Below are 24548 nucleotides of genomic sequence, written 5' to 3'. Positions count from 1 at the left end.
TCTATATTTAAATCAATAAAGTCGATTAAAGTATCAATGGTTGGCGTTAAAATCTGAAGTATATAGTCACTGTTCATTATTGAGATTTTATGCTGGAAATAACTTGCTTAGAGTAATTAGAATAAATTTTTGGGCGTCTTGTTGATATTAATTAACGGTACTATTAACAATACTATTGACAGTACTGACGCCCGAAATGTTCTAAGTAAGTTATTTAGTGGGATATAGGATTAACTGCAATAAAGTGTCCCTTCGTTAATTGGTAACGGAGGGATTTCAATGCGTCTCACTTGCGCCTTGTCGTTAGGCTCAGTTAGATTATTATCGCCCTGTGCGCTGGAATCAATAAGTTCAAAGATGGCATTTAACATAGCGGGAACATCCTGTTTAACCATTTCGATATCATGCCCCAGTAAAGCTACAAATGGATCCCAGTCAAAGCACCCCATCGCCGGTTGTTTCTTACCTATATATCCTTGCTTTGACATCCAGCGAATAACACCTTCAAGCGAAATGGTTGAGTTAACGAATAGTCCAGGCAATAAATTCGGCGCTATATTAGGTTTTAGGTTAGGTTCCATATTGTTAGGATTAGAAGCACTGGGCAGCAAAGTGCTAATAAAATCACGTAATGCATTTTCTGCTTTTTCAGCAGCATATCCGCAAGTCAATATACGCGCTTCACTGACTTCAATTCCATATTCACGATGCGCTTCGCAGAAACCACGTAAACGTTCACGAGTATTGTGATCGCTATTACGCCCCCCAATGAATACCAAGGGGTCTAATCGCCCTTGCCGCTGTTGATTATTATGTAGTATACGTGAGGTTAACGCTTTTGCTCCGCTGTAGTTATCTGAAATAACTGAGGTTGCTAGCGTGCCGGGAAGATCGAGGTTTAAGGTAGGCACTCCCGAGGTGGCACAAATCTGCGTAATTTTATCTGGATCGGTAGCGCCGGTCGCAATCAGCCAGTCAACTTGATACGACAGCATAGTTTTTGCTGCTTCGATTTCTAGAGACGGGTCTCTGCGTGTACAAGTGATAATGGGAAATAGCCCACGCTCGCGTGCCATAGCCTCGAAATGCTCGACAATAGAGCCAAAATAGCGGTTATCATATTTAGGCACAATCATACCAATAATTTTTGATTTGTTACTGCGTAACGAACTGGCTTGCTTATTGGGCGCATAATTTTGCTCTTCGGCAATACGAATAATTTTTTGCGCTAATTTTTCACTGATACGTCGTTTTTTCCAGTTACCGTTAAGCACCGCGCTGACGGCGCTTGCAGAAGCCCCAGCCAGTTCGGCTAAATCATAGATAGTGGTTTTCTTCGTTTGTCTGACTTGAGTCACAAATATTTCATCTCCATTTTTGTCTAGCTTGACACCAATTGATAAAAGAGACAATACTGCTACATCGATTGAGCAAATATAAAATCAATCCTCTATCACACTCTAAATCGTAATCTAAGATTGTGAAAAATCATAAAAAGTTACTCTGTTACCCTAAACCGTCAGCGCATTATAAACCTAAATGCTGACAAGCACTCCCGAGGAGAAAAATTATGGCTATCTCATTAGAAGATAAAGTTGCAGCAATTACCGGTGCCGCTTCAGGGATTGGTCTTGAATGTGCGCGTACCTTAATTAAAGCCGGCGCAAAAGTGGTCCTTATCGACCGCGCAGAAGAACGATTAAATCAACTGGTCGCTGAACTGGGCGATAACGCCTACCCACTAGTGATAGATTTAATGCAACCAGAACAAGTCTCTGGCATGCTAGACGGAATTTTAAAACTAACGGGGCGTCTGGATATCTTCCACGCCAATGCTGGGGCTTATATCGGTGGCGCCGTGGCTGAAGGTTGCCCTGATGTTTGGGATAAAGTGTTAAATCTAAATGTTAATGCGGCATTCCGTTGCGTTCATGCCGTGCTTCCTCACTTTATCGCTCAAAAATCTGGTGATATTTTATTTACTAGCTCAATCGCCGGAGTAGTTCCCGTGATCTGGGAACCTATTTATACCGCCTCTAAATTTGCAGTACAGGCTTTTGTACATTCGACTCGCCGTCAAGTTGCACAATATGGTGTTCGTGTGGGTGCTGTTCTGCCTGGTCCTGTAGTGACGGCTTTATTAGATGATTGGCCACAAGAAAAAATGGATGAAGCATTAGCCAATGGCAGTTTAATGCAGCCGATTGAGGTGGCTGAAGCTGTCCACTTTATGCTGACACGTTCTAAAAATGTCACCGTCAGAGATTTAGTCATTTTACCTAATAGCGTCGATCTCTAATTATTCTCTTTTATCACTCTCTGGATGCCGTCGGCAATAAGATATTTGAAGGAAGCCTTATGCATAACCAAACACAAGCCGCAGCGGATTTAGCCAAGCACCACACTAAACGTTACGTGATCGGAATCGATGTAGGTACTGGCAGTGCGCGCGCCGGTATATTTGATTTTTCTGGCACTATGCTGGCATCGGCCAAACAGAATATTACTCTCTATCGTGATACCGAGCATTTTGTCGAGCAATCAAGCCAAGAAATTTGGTCTGCCGTATGTCACTCGGTGAAACAAGCCCTTACGATAGCTAAAGTTACTCCGACAGAAATTGCTGGTATCGGCTTTGATGCTACCTGTTCTTTAGTCGTTATCGGAGATAATGATGCACCACTCTCGGTAAGTCCTTCGGAAGATCCCGAGCGCAATATTATTGTATGGATGGATCACCGTGCGACGGAGCAAGCTGAACGTATCAATCGTTTAGGCCACCCTGTATTACGTTATGTCGGTGGTAAAATATCGCCAGAAATGGAAACGCCTAAATTACTGTGGCTAAAAGAGAATCGCCGTAGCACATTTGATAATGCGAAATATTTTTTTGATTTGGCTGATTTTTTAACCTGGAAAGCCACTGGTGATTTAGCTCGCTCTACCTGTACGGTAACTTGCAAGTGGACGTATCTAGCGCATGAAAAACGCTGGGATGAAGATTACTTCCATCAAATTGGTCTAGAAGAACTGGCAAATGAAGGTTTTTCGCGCATTGGCCAGAATATTATTGATCCCGGTACACCATGTGGTCATGGGCTAACACCACAGGCTGCTGAACAATTAGGGTTAATTGTCGGTATACCCGTCGCTGCGGGCATGATTGATGCACATGCCGGAGGAATTGGCACCGTTGGAGTAAATGGTGATGCTACTCGCAATTTAGCTTATGTGTTTGGAACCTCCTCGTGCACTATGACCACCCAACGCGAGCCCGTATTTATCCCCGGCGTTTGGGGGCCCTATTATTCTGTTATGGTTCCGGGAATGTGGTTAAACGAAGGCGGGCAAAGTGCTGCTGGTGCGGCAATTGATCAACTCATTTCATTCCATCCAGCCGCTGCAGAAGCGGCAATACTGGCTAAGCAACACGGAGTTTCTTTGCCGGTCTTTTTAGCCGATTTAGCGCGACAAAAAGTCGATTCAGCCTCTGAAGCGGTTGACTTAACTCATGGTATCTATGTCGTTCCGGAGTTCCTCGGTAACCGAGCGCCTTTTGCTGACCCTCATGCTCGTGCATTAATCGCGGGCTTAGGAATGGAGCGCGATCTGGATAACTTATTGTCCCTGTATATTGCCGGGATATGTGGTATCGGCTATGGATTGCGCCAAATCATTGACGCCCAACAGCTCGCAGGAGCTGCTATCGATAATATTGTGATCAGTGGCGGCGCAGGACAACACCCTTTAATTCGTCAGTTACTGGCAGATACCTGTGGGAAAATGGTGTTAGCCACTAAAGCTAGTGAACCGATGTTATTAGGTTCCGCGATTTTAGGCGCTGTTGCCGCTAATGTTGCTGATTCAGTAACTCAGGCAATGGAGCAGTTCAGTGAAATAGCCGATCAATATTCACCCTGCGATAAATATACTGAGCGCCATCAACGCGGTTATCAGGCATTTCAGCGCTTACAGCAAACAGCGCGAGAGTTGGCAACTAGTTAGCAGAGAACTGTTAGCAGAGAACTAGTTGCCAGATAGCTCATCGAGTAATACATCAGTGACCATAAAATAGCGGTATAAAAACCTCAGCGGATACTTAAGGAATAACCCACCTTTCGCTATCCGCTTTATGGCTTATCTTGACAGAGTTATCCATTCCCTACCCTTATTCTCTCGGTGAACAGACTGATAGCTGATGGATGTTCATCTAAATGACCCAATATTGTATAAGCGTATCACCATCCCTTTTCATAACTCACTATCTAATTTATTCGCCGTCCAATAATGTGAATAATCTAATCACTATCAAGAGTCTATCCATAAGCGATGATTAGTATTGAAACTATGTTTCATTGTGTAACGCAGGTTAAGTTGTGTAACACTTTATCACCTGGCTTAATTAAGAATAACTATCGTGAGATCGTCGATTCTTGCTATGGTTAGTTTATATCTGGTTGTTTATTTTAAAGAGTACATGCAGATAAATTACAGTATGTGAAACGTAAGGAAATTATTATTATGAACCGACTACACCTTGCATTATTAATTTCTTCTTGTCTCATTAGCTTAAATGCTAATGCAGCCCCTATTACATCCGAAGCGACTGTTATGCCAAACAGCTCGTTAGATAAAACGACTATGCTCACTAATACTAAAGTGGTAGAAAAAATGGCGGGGAAAATGGTCGAGAGCTCACCGCTTGCCACCCCATTAGGTTTAAGCGAGGCGGCAGAGCAATATCACATTTTGTATACCTCAATCAGCGGTATTGATGGGAAATCGCTGCGTGAAGATTCCGGCGCCGTATTCTTACCTAAAGGACCAATGCCGCGAAATGGCTGGCCGGTGGTAGTTTGGACTCATGGGACTATTGGCGTAGCCTCAAAATGTGCGCCGTCACTGAATCCGCGTTCAGCTCGTGATACCCAGTATTTGAATACTTGGCTGTCGATGGGCTTTGCTATCGTCGCACCAGATTATCCAGGATTAGGCTCTGCTGGATTACACCATTATTTGGATGCCCGCGCGGAGGCATGGAGTGTACTCGATAGCGTAAAAGCAGCGCGTGAGAAATTTCCATTAGCCAACCAATTGATATTAGTCGGGCAATCCCAAGGAGCACATGCCGCCTTTGCCGCTGCTGGCTATCAGGCTGAATATGCCCCCGAACTGAATATTGTTGCTAGCGTATTAACCGGCACCCCCTATTTTAAACCAGGAATATCAGCAGAGCGCTTATTTAGTATTGATAACCAGGTCACCGGCGGCGATCCTAAATTGCCTTACGTGATGTACAGTTATCTTTCAGCTGCCGATCAAGATAATAGTTTGCAACCGAATGACTATTTTCAGGACGCGGCTATTGATACATTAGCGCAAGCCAACAAACTGTGCATTGGCGAGCTGACTGAATTAGTGATGAAAAAACAAATGAATGCCGGGAATAGTTTAAAACCTGGCATTGAACGCGTTTTAGCTAAGCAATTACCTCATTTTAGTTACAATACGATTAAAATTAATCATCCTGTCTTTATTGGTATCGGTCTCGCGGATATTAATGTCCCCACCCTTATGCAGCAGTTATTTGCCAAAGATGTGATTGCGGCAGGTACACCTGCCACTGTCGTAGAGTATCCGCAGATGAGTCATGGAGAAACCGTTAACGTTTCGCTACGTGATTCGATTCCTTTTGTTTTGCAAACGATAAATAATCAAAATAAAAGGACTGAATCGACCAAATAATTATTATTTAAAAAAGGCAGATAATTTGAGCTTTAGATTAGATAAGGGATATCATCGCTCTAAGAAGGTATAGCGGTAAAGATATTTTAGTATCAATAACGTTATAAAATAAATTCTAATTACTGCCTTTATTGGATTGCTTATCAGCGTTCTTTTAAGTCAATTCACTTAAGGGACTCGGTTAACCCATATCTATTTTATAGCGCTTAATTTGTTATTTAAGATTGAACCGAAAATCTAATTATCCTAGAATAGCAGCGAATTAAAACTCATGATAAAAATCATTATATCTGCAGAGGTAATTAATCTCGTTACTATTGTTAACTAATTGATAGATATAGATTTAATTTCTTAACTCTATAATTTCACGATTTTTCTTTTCCACTCCTTCTAGCTTAGACATATGAATAAGTTGATCTATTCTGACGCATAAAGAGAATACTTTAATGTCAAAAAAATAAAATTCTGTTTGTATATTATATTGATTGTTTTGTTATTTTTTATTTGCCAACTAACCTTAAAAGGAATTGGAGCAGGCTCATCAGAGGCCAATGCGTTTCTTTTTACTAGTTTAATATTAATACTTAGTTTCTCAAAAAGAACTTTTTGGTTTATCGCATTCCCTATATTTTTAATTCAAGTCGCCTATATTCCTATTGGTTTAGTGTTTGGATTACCCTCTTATCAAAGCATCGCGTCTATACGTTCAACTAATATACTTGAGACCAAGGAGTTCTTAAGTCAAATATCACTTTATAATTTTAGTTATATGCTGTTATTACTCGTAGCATTTATTTTATTTCGTTTTATTTATGTTAAATATAAATTTAGCATGGATTATAATAAAATAATTATCGTGCTATTCACCCTATTTTCTTTTTTTAACCAAGGGTCCGGGGTCTTTTTTAAAGAATCTTATTTTTCATTAAAGAAAATAAGTGATATTGATAAAGATATCCATAGTTACACTAATGAATGGGGTAATGTATCTATAAATGACCATAAGAATCGATACAACACCTATGTATTAGTTATCGGTGAAAGCGCACGTATGGATTATATTAATGCTTTTGGCTATCCGCTAAATAACTCACCATTTATGTCAGGCCAAGGTCTAATCGTCAAAGGCTTGATATCTGGCGGCAGTAACACCGTAGCCTCTTTGAGTAATATGTTGACTAAAAACGACCAAGGTCAAGCTAATTTTAATAAAAATATTATCGATCTTGCGAATAGCGCTGGATTAACAACTTATTGGTTATCTAATCAAGGTTTTATCAGCGATGCAGATACACCAATATCATTAATTGCGACCAAAAGTCAGTACAAAGATTTTATAAAATACGGAGCCTTTAATTCGCAAAATTCCAGTGATTTCGAATTAGTTGATAGATTTAAACAAATAGTAGATAAAAACACAGATCAACCTAAACTTATCATTGTCCATCTCTATGGGTCACATCCTAAACCTTGTGCCCGAGTGAATGATTATCCCGAACAATTTAGAGCGAATAAGAAAGAACAAAAACAGATTGCCTGTTATGTTAATTCAATTAAGAAAACGGACGATGTACTAAAAGAAATCAATTCGATATTAGATGATGATTTTAAGCGAAACCACGCTAGCTACTCTATGGTATATTTTGCTGATCATGGTTTAGTTCACAATGATTCTAAAAAAGAAATTCAATTAGTTCATGGTGAAAGCATTAATAGTTATCGGGTTCCCCTATTCACAATATCATCAGATGATATAGACCATCGACAATGTGATTCAATGAAATCAGGATTGCACTTTATTGATGGATTAGCGACATGGCTAGCGATTAAAAATGACTATTTAGATCCAAGGTACGATTTATTTGATTGTAAAAATGATCCAGCTGCGCAGTCATATTTAGATTCTTTACGTCCTAAATTCAAGAGCGATAATACCGCTATCAATATTGCCCTCTAATTTTCAGTTCTCCAATAAATATACTATAATAAGTCACCGACAAGAGTCGCGGTGACTTGTTATTACTCTTTAAGGTGATTGCTTAAAAAATTGAATACATAAAACACCGGACATCACTAGCCCTATCCCTCCAATTCTTCCCCATGGAATATATTGTTTGGTTACACCAAATAAACCGAAGTAATCAATCAGCGTTGAAATCACTAATTGCCCGGCGATAACCATAATAAAGAAAGTTGTAGCTCCAATTTTAGGTACTAATATTAATGCTGCGGTAATATAAAATACGCCCGCGACACCACCTAGCCACATCCATACCGGTTGCTGAAATAGCGCAATATTAAATGCCGGTTTTGGTACTTTTAACATCAATAATACCGGCAGTAGGACTATAATGCTGGCAAATAGTGAAATTAAAGTTGCCCATAGTGGGTGGCCGATCTGTTTAGCTAATAGACCGTTACTGGCGGCTTGAAAAGGAACTACCGCACCGGCGACAAACGCACAGGCGCTTAATAATAAGGCAGTAAGAGCAAAACTAGACATATTTATTCCTTTCGATAAGTGATCATCCCACCGTATCGAAAAGCCACAGCAAAAAGAAATGAACAATTTTATAAGGCACTATCAGTAAAATGAATAATCTACGTCGATTAGATTTAAATCAATTAGTTATCTTGCACACGTTACTGCGAGAAAAGCATGTTAGTCGTAGCGCGGTCGCCTTACATAAAAGCCAACCGACCATTAGCCATGCATTAAATCAATTACGCGATATATTCCAAGATCCATTACTGATCCGCGAACAAGGACAATATTATTTATCTAGCAAAGCCGAGGCGTTATATCCTCAATTAACCCAAGCATTAAAACAATTAGATCAATTAATTGAGCAAGTGGAATTTAAGCCCTCTGATTGTCAACGTCGGTTTAATATCGCTATGTCTGATTATGGCGCAGCAATTCTAACTCCGTCATTAATCCAACAAATACGTCAACTTGCCCCTCAAGTTGATTTACATCTTTGGCAATGCAGTCGGGAAGAAATGCAATCAAAATTACACGAAGGAAGCTTAGATTTAGCCTTTGGTATTTTTAATTATGTAACTGACGGATTAAAAGTACAGACCATTTTTAGCGATCATTTTATTTCGGTCACAGACTCACAAAATATAAATTCAAGCGTGATGTCGCTTGAACAATGGCTACAGTACCCTCATGTATTAGTCAGCATGAAACCGTATGAAGCTAATGAGATAGACCGCTGTTTAGCCCAGCTAGACTGTTATCGCAGGATAGCGATTTCTCTACCTTATTGGCAATTATCACCGCAGATATTGCATAAAACGGATTTAATCCTGACGGTCGCCTCTCGAATACTTACCTCGCCACTACCTTCATCACTGAGCGCTTTTCCTCCACCGCTGGTACTGCCGAACTTGCATTTCCAGATGCTCTGGCATCAACGTGCAGATTCCGATCCCGCACTATTATGGCTAAAGCAATGTTTTACCCAATTACTGGTTTAACCTGCTAAATGAGTTAGCTTAATAACGGGCTTATGCCAATAGTTATTTAATCGCAATATCGATTTTATCGCGGGTAGAATTGCCGCTGGATAAGATAAATAGCTCGGTGAGTTCACCATTGAGCCGTAAAGTATGTGACTTTTTAAATCCTACCCGTTTGGCTAACTTAATTGACGGCAAATTATCCGGTTCTATCAGACATAAGCATGACGTTATTTCTCGGGTATTTTGAAGCCAATGAATTGCCGCAAGTAGTGCTTCTGTTGCATATCCCTTGCCTTGTGCCCATGAGGCTAATGCCCATCCTGCTTCTGGAATATAACGCGTCGATGGTTCAATATCACGATGAAAATCTGCAAAACCCAAATCGCCTACATAACGCTCCGTCGACTTTTCTTTAATTGCCCAATAGCCATATCCTAACATCGACCACAGACCTAAATAGCTTAACATCCTCATCCATGTTTCACGTGGAGTTGATAATTGACCTCCCAAAATATAACGAGTCACTGCGGGATCACGCCACATTTCAATTACTTGATTGTGATCATCCAAGGTATGTGCAGTTAAAATTAAGCGCTCTGTTTCTAAGCGTGGAATATAGGTATCAGGTGGGGTTATTACCGGTGTAATACACTCTATGTTCAAGCTATTCGCCTCTGTAAAAGTTATTAATCATTAATAAAGTTATTATTGAAATAAAATTAGCCGATAAATGTTCACTTATACGCCTTAACAAATGAACTCTGATCTTAATTGGCTAATTAATGACGCACAAAAACACCGAACAGTATTTTAACCTGATCGGCGTTTTGAAGTTACTCTATATTTTAAGTGCGTATGTAAAACTGAATTAAGCCGTCAGCGCTAATTTAGCGCCAAACATAACAAAAACAGTACCAATACACCCATTCGATAGCGAAGATAAACGTTTATTATGTTTTAACGCATTAGTCAAAGCTACGCCACCAAAAATAAGCAAAGATAAATAAATCATGCTACAGATTTCTAAGATACAGCCCAAAATAAAGAATGGAATACCAGCATTTGCGAATGTTGGATCAATAAATTGAATAAAAAAGGATACATAAAAAATAATCATTTTCGGATTAAGCAGACTTAAAAATACCGCTTTTATATAAGTATCTTCTTTAGTGACTTTAACATGTTCCAGACTAGGTTCATCGGATTTCTTATGAAAAGTCGCATACAGTGTTTTTACTCCTAAATAGAATAAATACAGTGCGCCCACATATTTTATGATCATAAAAAATAAAGGTGAGGTTTTAACCAATGAAGCTACACCTAAAAATGCTAAAAAAATTAATATCGCATCACCGGTAAAAACTCCCAGAGCCGCCTTATAACCATCTTTTACACCATATTTAGCACTGCAGGTCAGTACATATAAAGAATTTGGCCCTGGCACTAAGGTAATGAAAATAACACCAAGCAGATAAGTCCAGATATTAAAGATGCCTAAATTTTCAAACATAAGATACCTGCTAACGTCTTAGTATAAAACGATAAAAAGCATAATTGAGCTGTGTATTAGCTGATCATACATTTTATTTTTATTGTTTGAAATATTAAACCATGGGCAAATATTAAATAAACATAAAAGACCGGATTTATAAATAAAACCAATACACAAAACCAATTTTATGGGTAAGTGTCGGTGCATTAATCTGAATAAAATCATTTGTCAGAATGCCGCTATTTAAGCTTAATTCATTGAAGTTTAGTACTGACAAACAAAATATGGTTAGACTAAATAACTATTAATAGGGTTTTTATGCTTATTTTAGGCAACTTCTCTTTTCCTCAAGACATTTATCTGCAGATAATCTAAGCTGGTAGATGGATGATTAATTTCAGTAATAACATATTGTTAATTCAATAGCGGATGAGAAAGTAAATGATTCAAAATAATTGTTATTGGCGTAGAGATTTGTGGGCGGGAGCGCTCCATATGATGCCACTAAATTTAGCGGTTATCCCTTGGGGAATACTGGCAGGATCTATGGCAGTAGAAGCTGGATTAGATATCTGGCAAAGCATCGCCATGTCTGCCATGGTCTATGCAGGAGCGGCACAATTAGTTACCTTAGGATTGCTTAATACGGGGGCTGGTTTTTTTACTATTATTGTGTCGGTATTTTTTATTGCCTCGCAGCATTTATTATACAGTTTAACCTTTAGACCCTTAGTTAAGCCCTTTTCAACCGCCCAACGTTTATCAATTGGTTTTTTGTTAACCGATGAACTTTTCGCTATTAATGCGGCAAATAAACAATCTCCTACCTTTGCCTACTTATTTGGTGCTGGATTTAGCTTTTATTGTGTCTGGGTATTTGTGAGTTGTTGCGGCATCTTACTGGCCAGTTATGTTCCCGATTTAAGCCAATTACATTTAGATTTTTCTGTCGTGGCAACATTATTAGCTATCGTAGTACCATTAACTAAAAAAACCAGCACCTTATGCGGTGTGATTTTTGCTTTATTAGTTTCGATTATTTTATCTCGCTATGGAATTAGCAGCGCTATTGTCATTGCAGGTATTGGGGGGATGGCCTGTTCGGTGATCATTGCTCGATTATTAAAGGAAAAAATATGAGCTGGAGTTTGATTATTAGCTTAACGGTAATACTTTTTGGATTAAGATACGTCTTCTTAATTCCTTCATTACCAGTTCGGTTACCGTTATTTGTTCGACAAGCATTAACCTATTCAGCCCCCTGTTTATTAACCGCAATCTGTGCACCTATTATTCTACTCGATAAAGGTGAATATCGTGATTTTCCAGATAACGCTTATCTATGGGGGGCTTTATTTTGCATTGTAATAGCCAAGCTAATTAATAATATGCTGTTATCTGTAATACTAACGCTGATATTTTTTTACAGTTTAAGCCATTTATTGGGCTGATATTCCAACTTATATTTAACTGCACCTGGGTAAAATCATAGATAATCCAATATAGGTTATCTATGATTATTTTTATATCAACTATATAGCATGAACCACTAACGGAACGGTGGCTCATCGAAAGTCCGTAATTTGCGTGAATGCAGCTTATCGCCCTCTTGCCTTAATAAATCTATCGCCTGTATACCGATTTGCAAATGTTCAGAAATCGCTCCCTCGTAAAAGCTGTTCGCTTGCCCCGGTAACTTAATTTCGCCATGCAACGGTTTATCAGAGACACACAATAATGTGCCGTAAGGTACGCGAAAACGATAGCCTTGCGCTGCAATAGTGGCACTTTCCATATCGACAGCGACTGCTCGACTTAGGCTGAATTTTCTTGCCGTAGCAAAGAAACGCAGTTCCCAATTACGATCGTCCGTTGTCACCACTGTTCCAGTACGTAATCGTTTTTTAACCTGTTCCCCAGGCATATTACTAACCAATTTTGTTGCATCATATAACGCACGTTGCACTTCAGCGATACTGGGGATTGGAATATAGGGCGGTAATACGTCATCCAAAATATGATCATCACGTAAATAAGCATGGGCTAATACATAATCACCAATACGTTGACTTTCTCTCAACCCGCCACAGTGACCAATCATTAACCAACTATGCGGCCTTAATACAGCCAAATGATCACAAATATTTTTAGCGTTTGATGGTCCCACCCCAATATTAACTAAAGTAATTCCGGCACCATCTTTAGCAATAAGATGATATGCCGGCATTTGAAATTTTTTCCAGGCTAAATCTGATGTCGCCTGTGCAGGATCGGCATTTTCAGCGGTTAAATAATTATGTCCCACACAAGATAAAGCGATATAACGGCTATCAGGATCTTTTATTTGCTCACAGGCCCAGCTAACAAATTCATCGACATAACGATTGTAATTGGTAAATAAAATATATGGCTGAACATGTTCAGGTTCAGTACCGGTATAATGCTTTAAACGAGCAAGCGAAAAATCAATACGTAAGGCGTCAAAGTGAGATAAAGGTAATTCATCCGTGTTTGAGATTAACCCATCGGTAATATCATCACTAATTTCCGACAGGTCAGTAATTGGAAAATGAGCGGCAATACCGTTACTCATGGTGCGATCTAATACTAAATCAGATCCATCCAGGACAAATGGATAAGGAATTTCTGTTTTTGATGCCCGCACCGAAAATATAGCGCCATAATCTTGCTGTAATATTGACAGCTGCTCCGATAAATAGCCTCGAAATAACGCTGGTTTAGTGATGGTCATAGAATAAAGCCCCGGCTTAACAAAACGTGCATAAGCCCGAGTTTTCTCGCAATTTTCTATTTTACCATCCCAATAGACACATAATTCTGGGTAAGAAAATAATCCGTTATCACGTCTAGATGCGCTAGGTACCGTACCCTGATTAATATAATCAGCTATCGCGTTTCTTAATGCCAAAATAGCATTGGCATATAATTGCTCTAATTTATCCAAGACAGCAGGAATCGATAGTTTTTCATCCGCTAAATATTGAGATTCTATCACTTGCGTTACTCCTTAAAATTTTATGCCTAATAATGGCGGGTATCTGTAAGCAGTAATACCCTTGATGAAGATATAAATTGGTATTGTTATCATTTGGGCATTAACGCTAGTTATATCAAATATTTTCGTCGATTTTTGTTTAGGATCCTCGATATTTTTTATCCAAAGATGATTATGAGGATTTTGTTGTTTATAACGTATAACCTTCATTCTTTACTTTTAGTAAGTCAACCATAACATTAAATTTTTTGCGCTAGCCAGCATATCGTCCCTATGAATTATTTTTTGTATATTACCATCAACACTATTGTAGGATTAAGTCATTAATTATTCAGTGATATTGGTATAGATTAACTAGGTAAATTTAATTCATTTACTAAGGGGTGTAGATTTTTTGAGGATGTTAATCGAGTGGCATAGTAATTCGATATTATTAGATTCACTACCAATCAAAAAACTGTCATTCTGAAATGTCATTTTGAGATATCATGCCAAGAATAATGTTAACAGATAAACAATGGCATAGATTATCGTTGATGGAAAATATTAAATAAATTAATAATATACTAGGCGTTGAAATGACCTGCTTTAAACAATATGCGTTACTGGATTTTTTGACGCAGACAAAAGGGAGAGAGCCTGATTATAAATAAACTTAAGATAAGCAAACTGAGTTAATAAACGACTCAGTTTGCTTGTTTAAATAGTAATTAGGATTTATACTTAGCTAGATTTTCATCAATTTTATTTAATTCCACTTCAATCATTCGGTCACAAATATTTGGTAAGCTTTTTAATTTTTGTAGCAATGCCTTTTTCTCATCGTCATTAAGAGTCCAGCTCTCTGCTATGCCTGTAACCAAGTAGTTGTTGCAACCTTCATTATGAGTATCTACCGCTCCTGTTTCAGGATTCTGAGTGTACGTTTTAACTTCATAATTGTAATTTATAATCTTAAACAATTCATTATCAATCAAGTAATTAATCATTTCTGTATTACCAACATAAAATGCATAAAAAATTAAATTTATATTTTTCTTTTTATAAAAATAGGAGTCAATATCATTGATGATTGTATTTTCTAAAATATTACTATCACTCTTAATTTTTTCAATTACGAAAGGTAAATTATTGGTCAATATATTCATTGCCAATTTGTAATCATCATTACTAGGCGGCAATCTGGTTAAAAAATAACTTGCTGCATTCACTTCTCTATATTCTATTATTTTATGATAATCGCTATCTCGAAGATTAACATAGCTAGCAATAGTTGGATTTAATTCAATTAACTTATCTAATCTACTAATATAAATATCACTGTATTCCTTCTTACTTTCATTTGCAATTTCATATACTAATTCCCATATTAATTTTTGTTTTGATTCCTCATCAAGTAAAGTGAAATATTTTTCAGCAAAAAGAACTTCAAGATTATGATTTATCGCTGTATTTCTTGATATTTTCTCATCAAAAAAATATCGGAGGTAGTGTCTACCCTCTTCTATTTTATTAACATCAAAGTTATTTTTATGGAATTGACAACCAAATAAAAACTCTAAAGAGTCAATGGGTACTTCAGACCTAAATGATGCATACCATATATAATCATTTAGTTTATCATCCACTAAGTCACAATTTTCACCTAACTCTTTTTCTAAAGAGTTAGTGTCTCCATTAGCAATAAATGAATATATTTTATTTTCAAAATCAACATTTAATTTCTGAGGAAAATAAATAACATTGTATGCAACAAAAGATATTAAGAATGCACCAACAAATTCACTTGATTTTTTGAATCTAAAAAAAACCAGGAAAAAATTTAAAAATGTAAATATGAAAAATGTGAAAATACCAAAAAACATTTCACCTTTATCTTTAACAAAATAAATTTCAACATCACAATAGTATATAAAATTTAAAAATGGAATGAAAACAGAGGCAATAATCAGACCTCTCCATTTATAAACTTTGCTAATATTTTTTAATTTATTTTTAAAACTATTATCTTCACCATCCTTAGCAAGAAATTTTTCAGAATTACATTCTAAGGTTTTATCCTTTGGTATTGTATCGTTGAAAGCATTTCCAATCGAAATCAAGTAGGTTATACATAAAGTAATTAAGACCACCGCACCGATCGCAACAACATAACCAAGACCATCAAACATAATAATTCTATTTATCATTATCGAATATTAGTGCATAGTCTTACCATTAAATTTACCTTAAGCACATAAGATAAATCTCACTCACATGCTATCCGTTACCTTTGCCAAATCAATAATAACATCGTGCGTTTGGCGAATATGGGCTACTTTTACAAGAAGAACTCACGCTAACGCTTTCTAACAATGTAATTAACGGTGCGTGATTATTGGCAAACCACTCATTATTGATTGCCTTATATGCAATATGCAATATGCAAATAACTGTGCCTGTAAGCTATCTACGCGCTCATTGTATTGCTCTAATATTGCAGCTTCTTTCATAAGTATCTTAGGCAAAAAACCGGATAATCTTTCAATGGGATAACGCTCAAGAACGAGTGTGGCATAACGGGTTTCAAAGCTTTGCTCGGCTTTATTGGTATAGAGGCTTTTAGTTTTGCATTATCTTGGACAGGATCACTTTTAATTAAACACATCGGCAAATTACTAATCTGCAAAAAGTTTCGCCCTTGAGTGGCAATGTTAGATTTATATGCATCGAACGCGTCCTTAAGAGAGCTAAAGCCAGGCACTTTTGAGCCTTTTTTGTACAGATTGTGCGCAAAAAAAAGGCACTCGCCCCCGAGTGCCTTTTGACTACAACTCACTGAATTAATAGGAAATTATATCTATTCAGCGGTTCTGGTACTGGTACGAATTAGGTAATCGAAGGCGCTTAATGAGGCTTTAGCACCCTCGCCGGCCGCAATGATAATTTGTTTATAAGGTACAGTTGTACAGTCTCCGGCGGCAAATATCCCTTTGATATTGGTTTCGCCACGCGCATCTACTACAATCTCACCCATTTTATTGCGTTCTATCGTATCACCTAACCAATTAGTGTTAGGTAGCAAGCCGATTTGGACAAAAATTCCAGCAACATCAAGATGATGCAATGAATCATTGGTTCTGTCTTTATAGGTTAATCCAGTTAATTTAGTTCCGTCACCTTGAGCTTCTGTGGTCTGGGCATTAACGATAATATCCACATTTTTTAAGCTACGAGCTTTGTCTTGTAAGACCGAATCAGCTTTTAATTCGGAAGCAAATTCAAGCACCGTAACATGTTCCACTATGCCCGCTAAGTCAATCGCGGCTTCAATACCTGAATTACCGCCGCCGATAACTGCCACGCGTTTACCTTTAAACAATGGGCCATCGCAATGTGGACAATAAGTGACCCCTTTGGTGCGATACTCTTGTTCGCCCGGGATACCCATGTTACGCCAGCGCGCTCCTGTCGCGATAATAATACTGCGAGATTTCAATACCCCGCCTGAAGCAGTTTCAACCTGATGATATCCACCTTCGGTTGACGCTGGAATTAATTTGGTGATTGATTGACCGTCGACAATATCGACACTGTAGTCGTTAACATGATTTTTTAACGCGCCGGCAAAAATAGAGCCTTCTGTCTTGATCACGGAAATATAATTTTCAATATCAACGGTATCCATAACCTGACCGCCAAAACGTTCGCCGATAACGCCGGTACGAATACCTTTACGTGCGGCATAAATAGCGGCTGAAGCTCCTGCTGGGCCACTGCCGATAACTAAAACTTCATACGGTTCACGTTCAGTTAATGATTTAGCCGCACGTGCATCAGCATTGGTATCAACTTTACTGACGATTTCACTTAGGGTCATACGGCCTTGGCCAAATTCTTTGCCATTTAAAAATACTGCCGGTACACCCATAATATTACGTGAGGTTATCTCATCTTGATACACACCACCATCAATCGCAGTGTGGCTAATATTAGGATTTAATACTGCCATTAAATTAAGCGCTTGCACTACATCTGGGCAATTGTGACAAGATAATGAGTAGTAAGTTTCGAACTGAAATTCGCCTTCAAGCGATTTCACTTGATCTAATAATTCTTGGGCTTCTTTCGATGGATGACCACCGACTTGCAATAATGCTAATACTAAAGAGGTAAACTCATGGCCCAAAGGTGAGCCGGCAAAGCGGACACCACTATTATTACCCGGGTTAGTAATCAAAAATGAAGGTTTGCGCAGTCCAGCATTGTCTTCTTCGCGGGTAGTCACTTGGTCTGATAATGCGGCAATTTCAGATAACAGTTGTTTAATTTCTTTTGATTTTGCACTGTCATCAAGGTTAGCGACTAACTCAACAGGTCGAGTTAGTTTAGTTAAATAGGCTTTTAATTGAGCCTGCATATTGCTGTCGAGCAAATTGTTATCGAGCATAAAGTATTCCCCGGTTATAAATCGGGTGCAGTGCACCCGATAACATTATTAATATCACAAGTAAGCATCATCTACGCTTAGCGTAAATAGTGCTATCAATGTGTTTTTATTAGATTTTACCAACCAGATCCAGTGATGGAGATAGAGTAGCTTCGCCCTCTTTCCATTTCGCCGGGCAAACTTCACCTGGATGGCTTGCAACGTATTGTGCTGCTTTGATTTTACGTACTAAATCTGCTGCATCGCGGCCGATACCTTCAGCGGTAACTTCAAGCGCTTGGATGATACCTTGTGGGTCAACCACGAAAGTACCACGATCTGCTAGGCCTTCATCTTCACGCATATTTTCGAAGTTACGTGTTAATGCACCTGTTGGGTCGCCAATCATTGCATATTGGATTTTACCGATAGTTTCTGAACTGCTGTGCCATGCTTTATGAGTGAAATGGGTATCAGTAGAAACTGAATAAATATCAACGCCCATTTTTTGGAATTCATCATAATGGTCAGCTAAGTCGCCTAATTCGGTTGGGCAAACAAAGGTAAAGTCAGCTGGATAGAAGAAAAATACGCTCCATTTGCCTTCAGTATCTTTCTCTGTAACTTCAATGAATTCGCCGTTTTTAAATGCAGTATTGTGGAACGGTTTGATTTTAGTATTAATTAAAGACATGTGTTTTCCTTATTCCTCTTATTTGGTTGAGGACTAAGTTACCGATTTAGATACCGCTTCTCCAATTAGTTGACTCTATTAATTTGATAGGTATTGCCTTTGGTTAGTTTATTCTTGATAGTTAAGGATTATGTGGCAATCTACTTTTCGAGAACATAAGCCTAAAAAAATGACCGGGAAACCGGCCATTAATGTTATTGATATCGTTAGTTTAAATCTGAATAATTAAGCCATCGAGGAAATGGTTTTACGGAAGCGTAATAAAGCGAAAATAAAGAAGACAGCACCAATAATGAATAGAATAATAAATTGAGGCCAAACAATCGAAAAATCTGCGCCACGATATAGAATCGCTTGCGCTAAGCTAACAAAATGAGTAGTTGGCATGGTCAACATAATATCTTGTACCAGTTGCGGCATACTCTCACGCGCAGTCATCCCGCCGGAAAGCATATTTAACGGCAGTAAAACTAAAATCATCAATAAGCCGAATTGAGGCATAGAACGGGCGATTGTTCCCATAAAAATACCGATAGATGTGGTTGCAAATAAACTTAAGGCAACACCACAGATAAATAATAGGATCGATCCTTCAATCGGCACGTGAAGTAAGGTTTTTACGACTAAAATCAAGGATATTACTGAGGCTAATAATACCACTAAGCCCATCGACCAAATCTTTGACAGCATTATCTCAAAAGGTGTAACCGGCATAACTAATAGATGTTCAATTGTACCGTGTTCTCTTTCGCGAATTAATGCCGCCCCAGTGAGGACAATCGAGAGCATAGTAATATTATTGATTATCGCCATTACTGAACCAAACCATGATTGTGTTAAATTAGGGTTGAAGCGCATTCTAACTTCTAAATCAACGGGTAACACACTGTTATTTCTGGTTTTAGCTAAAAACTCATTCACTTCACCTTGGACGATATTTTGAATATAGCTGTTGCCTAAAAAGGCTTGGCTCATGCGGGTTGCATCAATATTAACTTGAATTTCTGGCTGGCGACCAGCCAATACATCACGTTGAAAATTAGGCGGAATATCAAGTGCAAAGGTATAGGTACCTCGATCTAGTAAGCCATCAATCTGTTCGGGAACAATATCAGCGGGCATTTGGAAAAATGGTGCATAGAAGCTATTAACAATGCGGGTGGATAGCTGGGATTTATCCTGATCAGCAATAGCTATAGGCGCATTATGTAAAGAGCCCGGCGTCACGGTGGCAGACGAATAAATTGATACGGTAAACGCGAATATGATCAGCCCCAGCATCGCTTTATCTCGGCTTAAGCTGCGTAGCTCCTTCATCCCTAAATTAAAAATATTTTGCAGTGTTCTGATAACCATTTATGACTCCTGTTTCTTCAGGAATAGCACGCTTAAAAGAATAACCAGCGGAATAGTGATCAACAATGGGATAAATGAACTCTGTAAATCGAATAATCCCAACGCTTTAGAGAAGATCCCTCGAGTAATAGTCAAGAAATGTGAGGTCGGATAAATCATCCCTACCCAGCGGCCCATCCCTTCTAAGGAGGAGACAGGGTCAATCATGCCGGAAAATTGAGTCGCAGGGATCAGCGTAATAATTGAGGTTCCAAAAATCGCAGCAATTTGGCTTTTCATAAAGCACGAGATAAGTAATCCGATACCGGTGGCAATAGTTATATACAGCAGCGCGGCTAAAGTTAAGCTTAAAAAGCTGCCTTTTAAACTGACGCCGAAGACAAAAACTGATAAGCCGCAGAGCAAGAAGAAATTAAACATTCCCAAGATGATATAAGGAAGCTGTTTTCCGAGCAGAAATTCTAATTTAGTCACCGGCGTTACATACAAATTAATAATGGAGCCAAGTTCTTTTTCACGTACTACACTTAGGGCGCTAAGCATAGCCGGGATCATCATTAATAACAGTGGGATAACGGCGGGGACAATCGCCGGTAAGCTTTTTACATCTGGGTTATAACGATAGCGGGTTTCAATATCTATCGCCGGCATACCTTGCACGCCATGTGATTGACGGCTGGCTATATTGCTTAGCCACATTAAGTGCATGGCTTGAATATAACCGCGAACCGTTTCAGCACGATTAGGCATGGCACCATCAATCCATACGCCTATTTTAACATTATGACCGCGCGAAATATCACGGGCAAAATTAGGTGGAAGTTCAATAGCAACAGTCACTTCACCACTGCGTAATCGTCGCTCTAATTCATCATAATCTTTAATCGGCGCTTGTTCGATAAAATAGCGCGAACCGGCTAAGTTAGTATTATACGCTTGGCTCATTCCGGTTTGGTCTCGGTCAAGCACCGCAAATCGTAGGTTTTCAACATCCATACTAATACCGTAACCCATAATAAACATTAAGATTACGGTACCTAACAATGCAAGTGTTGAACGAACAGGATCACGGCGTAGTTCCATACCTTCGCGAATACTGTAACTGAACAAACGCCGTAAACTAAAGCGACTTTTCAGCGCTTGTTCGGTGCTATTTTGCTGTTGTGGATCTCGAGCCGCAGTAGGCACATGTGAAGTATCTGGTTCGGGCGCCTTCACCGCCTCTTTGAGGTAGGCAATGAATGTATCTTCTAAGGTCGCTAATCCACGTTTTTTCACTAAATTAGCCGGCGTATCACAATCCAACACTTTACCAGCATGCATTAACGAAATACGGTCGCAGCGTGCTGCTTCATTCATAAAATGAGTGGAGATAAAAATAGTGACACCGTCACGTCGAGATAAATCAACCATCAGATTCCAAAACATATCACGGGCTACTGGGTCAACGCCTGAAGTCGGTTCATCCAGAATCAACATTTCAGGGCGATGAATAACCGCAACAGCTAAGGATAACCGCTGACGGATCCCCAGAGGTAAGTCATCTGGCATAGTATCTTGTACTTCACTGAGATTAAAACGCTGGCACATTTCATCGCAACGTGAGCTAATTTCAGCCTCGGGAATATGAAATAATTTGGCATGTAATTCTAAGTTTTGGCGTACACTTAATTCACTGTACAACGAGAATGCCTGCGACATATATCCGACCCGTTTACGAGTTTCGATATCTTTGGGGTCTATCTCCTGCCCGAATAACCATGCTTGTCCTTCGCTGGCTTGTAGCAACCCGGTTAACATTTTCATGGTCGTGGATTTCCCACAACCATTGGAGCCGAGAAAGCCGAAAATTTCGCCTTTAGGAATACGGAAATTGACATGATCTACGGCCACGAAGTGACCAAAACGCATGGTTAAATCTTGTGCTTCAATGGCAATAACATCATCGGCAGATTTATCTCTGGCGGGAATAATCACTTTTTGATGATTTTTTCTTTTATCTTCCGGGAGCAATTCAATAAATGCCGCTTCTAAATCTTCGCATTTGGTTTGCTGTTTAATTTCAGTGGCATGGCCGGTAGCTAATACTTTTCCGGCATCCATAGCGACTAACCAATCAAAGCGTTCGGCTTCCTCCATATATGCAGTCGCTACCAAGACGCTCATATTGGTTTGACGTTCACGTATCCGATTGATTAGCTCCCAAAATTGAGCCCGAGATAATGGGTCAACCCCTGTGGTTGGTTCGTCGAGGATTAATAACTCAGGGTCATGAATAAGCGCGCAGCAAAGCCCGAGTTTTTGTTTCATCCCTCCCGATAATTTACCGGCCGGCCTATCACGAAATGGCGCTAACCCGGTACTTTCGAGCAAGTCATTAATTCGATGTTCTCGTTCCAGTTTTGATTGACCAAATAGGCGCCCAAAAAAATCAACATTCTCAAATACCGACAATGTATGGTAGAGATTTTTCCCGAGACCTTGCGGCATGTAGGCTATTCTCGGGCAAACGGCTCGTCGATGAGCTTTATCGCTCATCTCACCACCAAGCACTACGACCTGCCCGTGTTGTATTTCTCGTGAGCCAGCAATAAGTGAGATTAAGCTCGATTTACCGACGCCATCAGGGCCGATTAGACCGACCATCTGGCGTGCCGGGATTTGCAACGTAATATCATCAAGCGCACAATTTTCCCCGTAATGCTGGCTGACATGGCGTAAATCGATAATCACATCATCCCTTAATCGCGGTTTGCTTGTCATTACGGTATTCTCACCTCAAGATTTTGCGGCCATGCGAGCGAATTATCTAACCGTACATAGGCTTTACCGGGTAAACCTGTTTTTACATATTCAAAGTGTTGCTCTAGTAATTCGGGGGAAATTCTGGCGCGAATACGGAACATTAATTTTAATCGTTCGTTGTCGGTTTCGACGGTTTTCGGTGTAAATTGTGCAACACTGGCCACATAAGTAGCTTTGGCCGGAATGACTAAATTTGGCGCTGCATCCAGAACAATATGTACTTCGCTACCTAACGCGACTTTACCGGCATCTGTGGTCGGCAAAAAGAAGGTCATATACACATCACTGAGGTCGACCATATTTAATACTCGTCCCCCGGCAGATAACACTTCACCCGGTTCAGCGACACGATATTGAATCCGTCCACTGCGAGGTGCTTTTAAGATACTGTCGTCTAAATCTGCGATGATCCTACGCTCAGAAGCAGCAGCAGCCTCAACCCGAGTTTTGGCTTGTACGATACCAGCATGCGCTGAATCAATCGCTGCCGTTGATGCGGCAACTTGTGCTTTAGCTGCTTCAAGTGCAGCTCGATTACCTTGTACTTTAGCTAAATCATCATCCAATTGTTGAACCGAAATTGCATTGGTTTGTACCAACTTTTTAGAACGAACTAAGCGTTTTTGGGCAGCATTCAGTTCAGCCTCTCGTTGTTTAACTACCGCTTGAGCCGCTAATTTTTCACTTTTACGTTGAGTTAATGCAGATTCTGCCGTCATTACCGTGCTGGTGGCTTGTTTTAATTGCGCTTGTACTTCATGTAGTTGCTCTTGCAATGCGCGAGTATCCATTTTGGCTAAAACTTGCCCTTTAGTAACAACGTCGCCCTCTTTAACCTCAATAGATTCAATGCGTCCCGGTGTTTTGGTCGAAATATCAATTTCGGTGGCTTCTATCCGACCATTACTTTGGGCGAATCCAGGGGGTAAATCACTACTCCGCTGATCCCAATAATAATATCCACCGATAATTAAAATAATTAAAACAATAATAAAAATTGTAATCTTGCGCTTATTCTCTGTTTTCATAACAACCTGTTCTCATCTTTCAGGTTAGAGGAAGGATAGCTACAGTAAACTGAATTTATTGGTAAAATATCAAGACCACTAGCCTATTTTAAGTAGCAGATTATTACCCTAATAATTATTACCCAAATACTTATCATTACACCGTAGTATCTGAACTATTTGCAGGTAGAAAATGACATCAGTAAAAATAAAATTAATAAAATGTTCTCTTGATGATAAGTTGCATATTACAGTCCTTAATTTAAGTAATTATTTTGAACATTATTTAAATAATAATTAATTTTTGGCCTACGCCTACATTGAATTGTATTTTCATGGCATAATTTCTGATTAACCATTTAATTTTTATAGCTATATTTTAGCGTTAATATTTATTTTAAAATAGCACATGCATCACAATATTTCAGTTCAAACCAATAAATAGGTTAACGATCCTTGTGTGGCTCAAAAAAAGTTAGTATTTATTAGAATATTAGCGTCGAAAAAAATAAAACCAAGAAATCATCTTAATAATTTTTATTATGCTAAATTAT

18 protein-coding genes are annotated in these 24548 nt (G+C 39.0%); 7 read left to right on the top strand and 11 right to left on the bottom strand.

What is annotated here, in order from left to right:
• Positions 1 to 230: 230 nt before the first annotated feature.
• A complete protein-coding gene (locus MNY66_RS08150; protein WP_047254820.1) occupies positions 231 to 1358 on the bottom strand; it encodes a LacI family DNA-binding transcriptional regulator in 1128 nt (375 codons plus the stop codon).
• A 212-nt stretch (positions 1359 to 1570) separates the two neighbouring features.
• Here MNY66_RS08150 and MNY66_RS08145 point away from each other — a divergent pair, with 212 nt between their 5' ends.
• The 4 genes from MNY66_RS08145 to MNY66_RS08130 all read left to right on the top strand — a co-directional run bounded on the left by MNY66_RS08145 (position 1571) and on the right by MNY66_RS08130 (position 7702).
• Positions 1571 to 2299: an SDR family oxidoreductase gene (locus tag MNY66_RS08145; RefSeq protein ID WP_241500644.1), complete on the top strand. Its 729-nt coding sequence runs from the start codon at positions 1571 to 1573 to the stop codon at positions 2297 to 2299.
• A gap of 59 nt (positions 2300 to 2358) precedes the next feature.
• The gene (locus MNY66_RS08140) at positions 2359 to 4005 is read left to right on the top strand and encodes an FGGY-family carbohydrate kinase (protein WP_241500643.1); all 1647 of its coding nucleotides are present in this window, start codon (positions 2359 to 2361) and stop codon (positions 4003 to 4005) included.
• 666 nt (positions 4006 to 4671) lie between these two features.
• The gene (locus MNY66_RS08135) at positions 4672 to 5745 is read left to right on the top strand and encodes an alpha/beta hydrolase (protein WP_241501874.1); all 1074 of its coding nucleotides are present in this window, start codon (positions 4672 to 4674) and stop codon (positions 5743 to 5745) included.
• Between the two features lie 481 nt (positions 5746 to 6226).
• Positions 6227 to 7702, top strand: coding sequence for a phosphoethanolamine transferase (locus MNY66_RS08130; protein ID WP_241500642.1), 1476 nt, complete (start codon positions 6227 to 6229; stop codon positions 7700 to 7702).
• 69 nt (positions 7703 to 7771) lie between these two features.
• On the opposite strand, the gene MNY66_RS08125 is transcribed toward MNY66_RS08130, so the two are convergent.
• Entirely contained in the window at positions 7772 to 8248 is a 477-nt protein-coding gene (locus tag MNY66_RS08125) for a DMT family transporter (RefSeq protein ID WP_047254824.1), read from the bottom strand.
• An 89-nt stretch (positions 8249 to 8337) separates the two neighbouring features.
• On the opposite strand from MNY66_RS08125, the gene MNY66_RS08120 reads away from it, so the two are divergent.
• On the top strand, positions 8338 to 9231 hold the full coding sequence (locus MNY66_RS08120) for a LysR family transcriptional regulator (protein ID WP_241500641.1): 894 nt from the start codon (positions 8338 to 8340) through the stop codon (positions 9229 to 9231).
• Positions 9232 to 9273: 42 nt separating this feature from the next.
• Here MNY66_RS08120 and MNY66_RS08115 read toward each other — a convergent pair whose 3' ends face one another.
• Positions 9274 to 9879, bottom strand: a complete 606-nt coding sequence (locus MNY66_RS08115) for a GNAT family N-acetyltransferase (protein ID WP_241500640.1) — start codon at positions 9877 to 9879, stop codon at positions 9274 to 9276.
• 205 nt (positions 9880 to 10084) lie between these two features.
• Complete coding sequence (leuE, locus tag MNY66_RS08110) at positions 10085 to 10726, bottom strand: leucine efflux protein LeuE (RefSeq protein WP_053908328.1); 642 nt, start codon at positions 10724 to 10726, stop codon at positions 10085 to 10087.
• Positions 10727 to 11203: 477 nt separating this feature from the next.
• Here leuE and MNY66_RS08105 point away from each other — a divergent pair, with 477 nt between their 5' ends.
• Together MNY66_RS08105 and MNY66_RS08100 are read left to right on the top strand one after the other, a co-directional pair.
• Entirely contained in the window at positions 11204 to 11848 is a 645-nt protein-coding gene (locus MNY66_RS08105) for an AzlC family ABC transporter permease (RefSeq protein WP_241500639.1), read from the top strand.
• Positions 11845 to 12159, top strand: coding sequence for an AzlD domain-containing protein (locus MNY66_RS08100; RefSeq protein WP_047254828.1), 315 nt, complete (start codon positions 11845 to 11847; stop codon positions 12157 to 12159). Before MNY66_RS08105 ends, MNY66_RS08100 begins: the two co-directional genes overlap by 4 nt.
• 98 nt (positions 12160 to 12257) lie before the next feature.
• On the opposite strand, the gene MNY66_RS08095 is transcribed toward MNY66_RS08100, so the two are convergent.
• The 7 genes from MNY66_RS08095 to MNY66_RS08065 form a co-directional block, all read right to left on the bottom strand.
• Positions 12258 to 13721 (bottom strand): AMP nucleosidase, encoded by a 1464-nt coding sequence (locus MNY66_RS08095; RefSeq protein WP_479497724.1) that lies wholly within the window; start codon positions 13719 to 13721, stop codon positions 12258 to 12260.
• Between the two features lie 713 nt (positions 13722 to 14434).
• Positions 14435 to 15895 carry a hypothetical protein gene (locus MNY66_RS08090; RefSeq protein WP_241500637.1) on the bottom strand — a complete coding sequence of 487 codons (1461 nt, stop codon included), beginning with the start codon at positions 15893 to 15895 and terminating at the stop codon, positions 14435 to 14437.
• 668 nt (positions 15896 to 16563) lie between these two features.
• The gene (gene ahpF, locus MNY66_RS08085; protein ID WP_047254846.1) at positions 16564 to 18138 is read right to left on the bottom strand and encodes an alkyl hydroperoxide reductase subunit F; all 1575 of its coding nucleotides are present in this window, start codon (positions 18136 to 18138) and stop codon (positions 16564 to 16566) included.
• A gap of 124 nt (positions 18139 to 18262) precedes the next feature.
• Entirely contained in the window at positions 18263 to 18826 is a 564-nt protein-coding gene (ahpC, locus tag MNY66_RS08080) for an alkyl hydroperoxide reductase subunit C (RefSeq protein WP_241500636.1), read from the bottom strand.
• Between the two features lie 225 nt (positions 18827 to 19051).
• A complete protein-coding gene (locus tag MNY66_RS08075; protein WP_241501873.1) occupies positions 19052 to 20176 on the bottom strand; it encodes an ABC transporter permease in 1125 nt (374 codons plus the stop codon).
• A 6-nt stretch (positions 20177 to 20182) separates the two neighbouring features.
• The gene (gene rbbA / locus MNY66_RS08070) at positions 20183 to 22945 is read right to left on the bottom strand and encodes a ribosome-associated ATPase/putative transporter RbbA (RefSeq protein WP_241500635.1); all 2763 of its coding nucleotides are present in this window, start codon (positions 22943 to 22945) and stop codon (positions 20183 to 20185) included.
• Positions 22945 to 24015 carry an HlyD family secretion protein gene (locus MNY66_RS08065; protein WP_241500634.1) on the bottom strand — a complete coding sequence of 357 codons (1071 nt, stop codon included), beginning with the start codon at positions 24013 to 24015 and terminating at the stop codon, positions 22945 to 22947. Before MNY66_RS08065 ends, rbbA begins: the two co-directional genes overlap by 1 nt.
• Positions 24016 to 24548: the final 533 nt, after the last annotated feature.

Origin of the sequence: Moellerella wisconsensis (assembly GCF_022592395.1) — a bacterium.
GTDB classification, from domain to species: Bacteria; Pseudomonadota; Gammaproteobacteria; order Enterobacterales; family Enterobacteriaceae; genus Moellerella; species Moellerella wisconsensis.
Note: the sequence above shows the minus strand (reverse complement) of the source record. Positions and strands in the feature narration are given on the sequence as shown.

Coding starts and splice junctions, on each gene's coding strand:
- ahpC (WP_241500636.1), bottom strand. CDS start 18,826: ATGTCTTTAATTAATACTAAAATCAAACCGTTCCACAATACTGCATTT.
- MNY66_RS08065 (WP_241500634.1), bottom strand. CDS start 24,015: ATGAAAACAGAGAATAAGCGCAAGATTACAATTTTTATTATTGTTTTA.
- MNY66_RS08105 (WP_241500639.1), top strand. CDS start 11,204: ATGATGCCACTAAATTTAGCGGTTATCCCTTGGGGAATACTGGCAGGA.
- leuE (WP_053908328.1), bottom strand. CDS start 10,726: ATGTTTGAAAATTTAGGCATCTTTAATATCTGGACTTATCTGCTTGGT.
- MNY66_RS08145 (WP_241500644.1), top strand. CDS start 1,571: ATGGCTATCTCATTAGAAGATAAAGTTGCAGCAATTACCGGTGCCGCT.
- MNY66_RS08120 (WP_241500641.1), top strand. CDS start 8,338: ATGAATAATCTACGTCGATTAGATTTAAATCAATTAGTTATCTTGCAC.
- MNY66_RS08125 (WP_047254824.1), bottom strand. CDS start 8,248: ATGTCTAGTTTTGCTCTTACTGCCTTATTATTAAGCGCCTGTGCGTTT.
- MNY66_RS08135 (WP_241501874.1), top strand. CDS start 4,672: ATGGCGGGGAAAATGGTCGAGAGCTCACCGCTTGCCACCCCATTAGGT.
- rbbA (WP_241500635.1), bottom strand. CDS start 22,945: ATGACAAGCAAACCGCGATTAAGGGATGATGTGATTATCGATTTACGC.
- MNY66_RS08100 (WP_047254828.1), top strand. CDS start 11,845: ATGAGCTGGAGTTTGATTATTAGCTTAACGGTAATACTTTTTGGATTA.
- MNY66_RS08140 (WP_241500643.1), top strand. CDS start 2,359: ATGCATAACCAAACACAAGCCGCAGCGGATTTAGCCAAGCACCACACT.
- MNY66_RS08090 (WP_241500637.1), bottom strand. CDS start 15,895: ATGTTTGATGGTCTTGGTTATGTTGTTGCGATCGGTGCGGTGGTCTTA.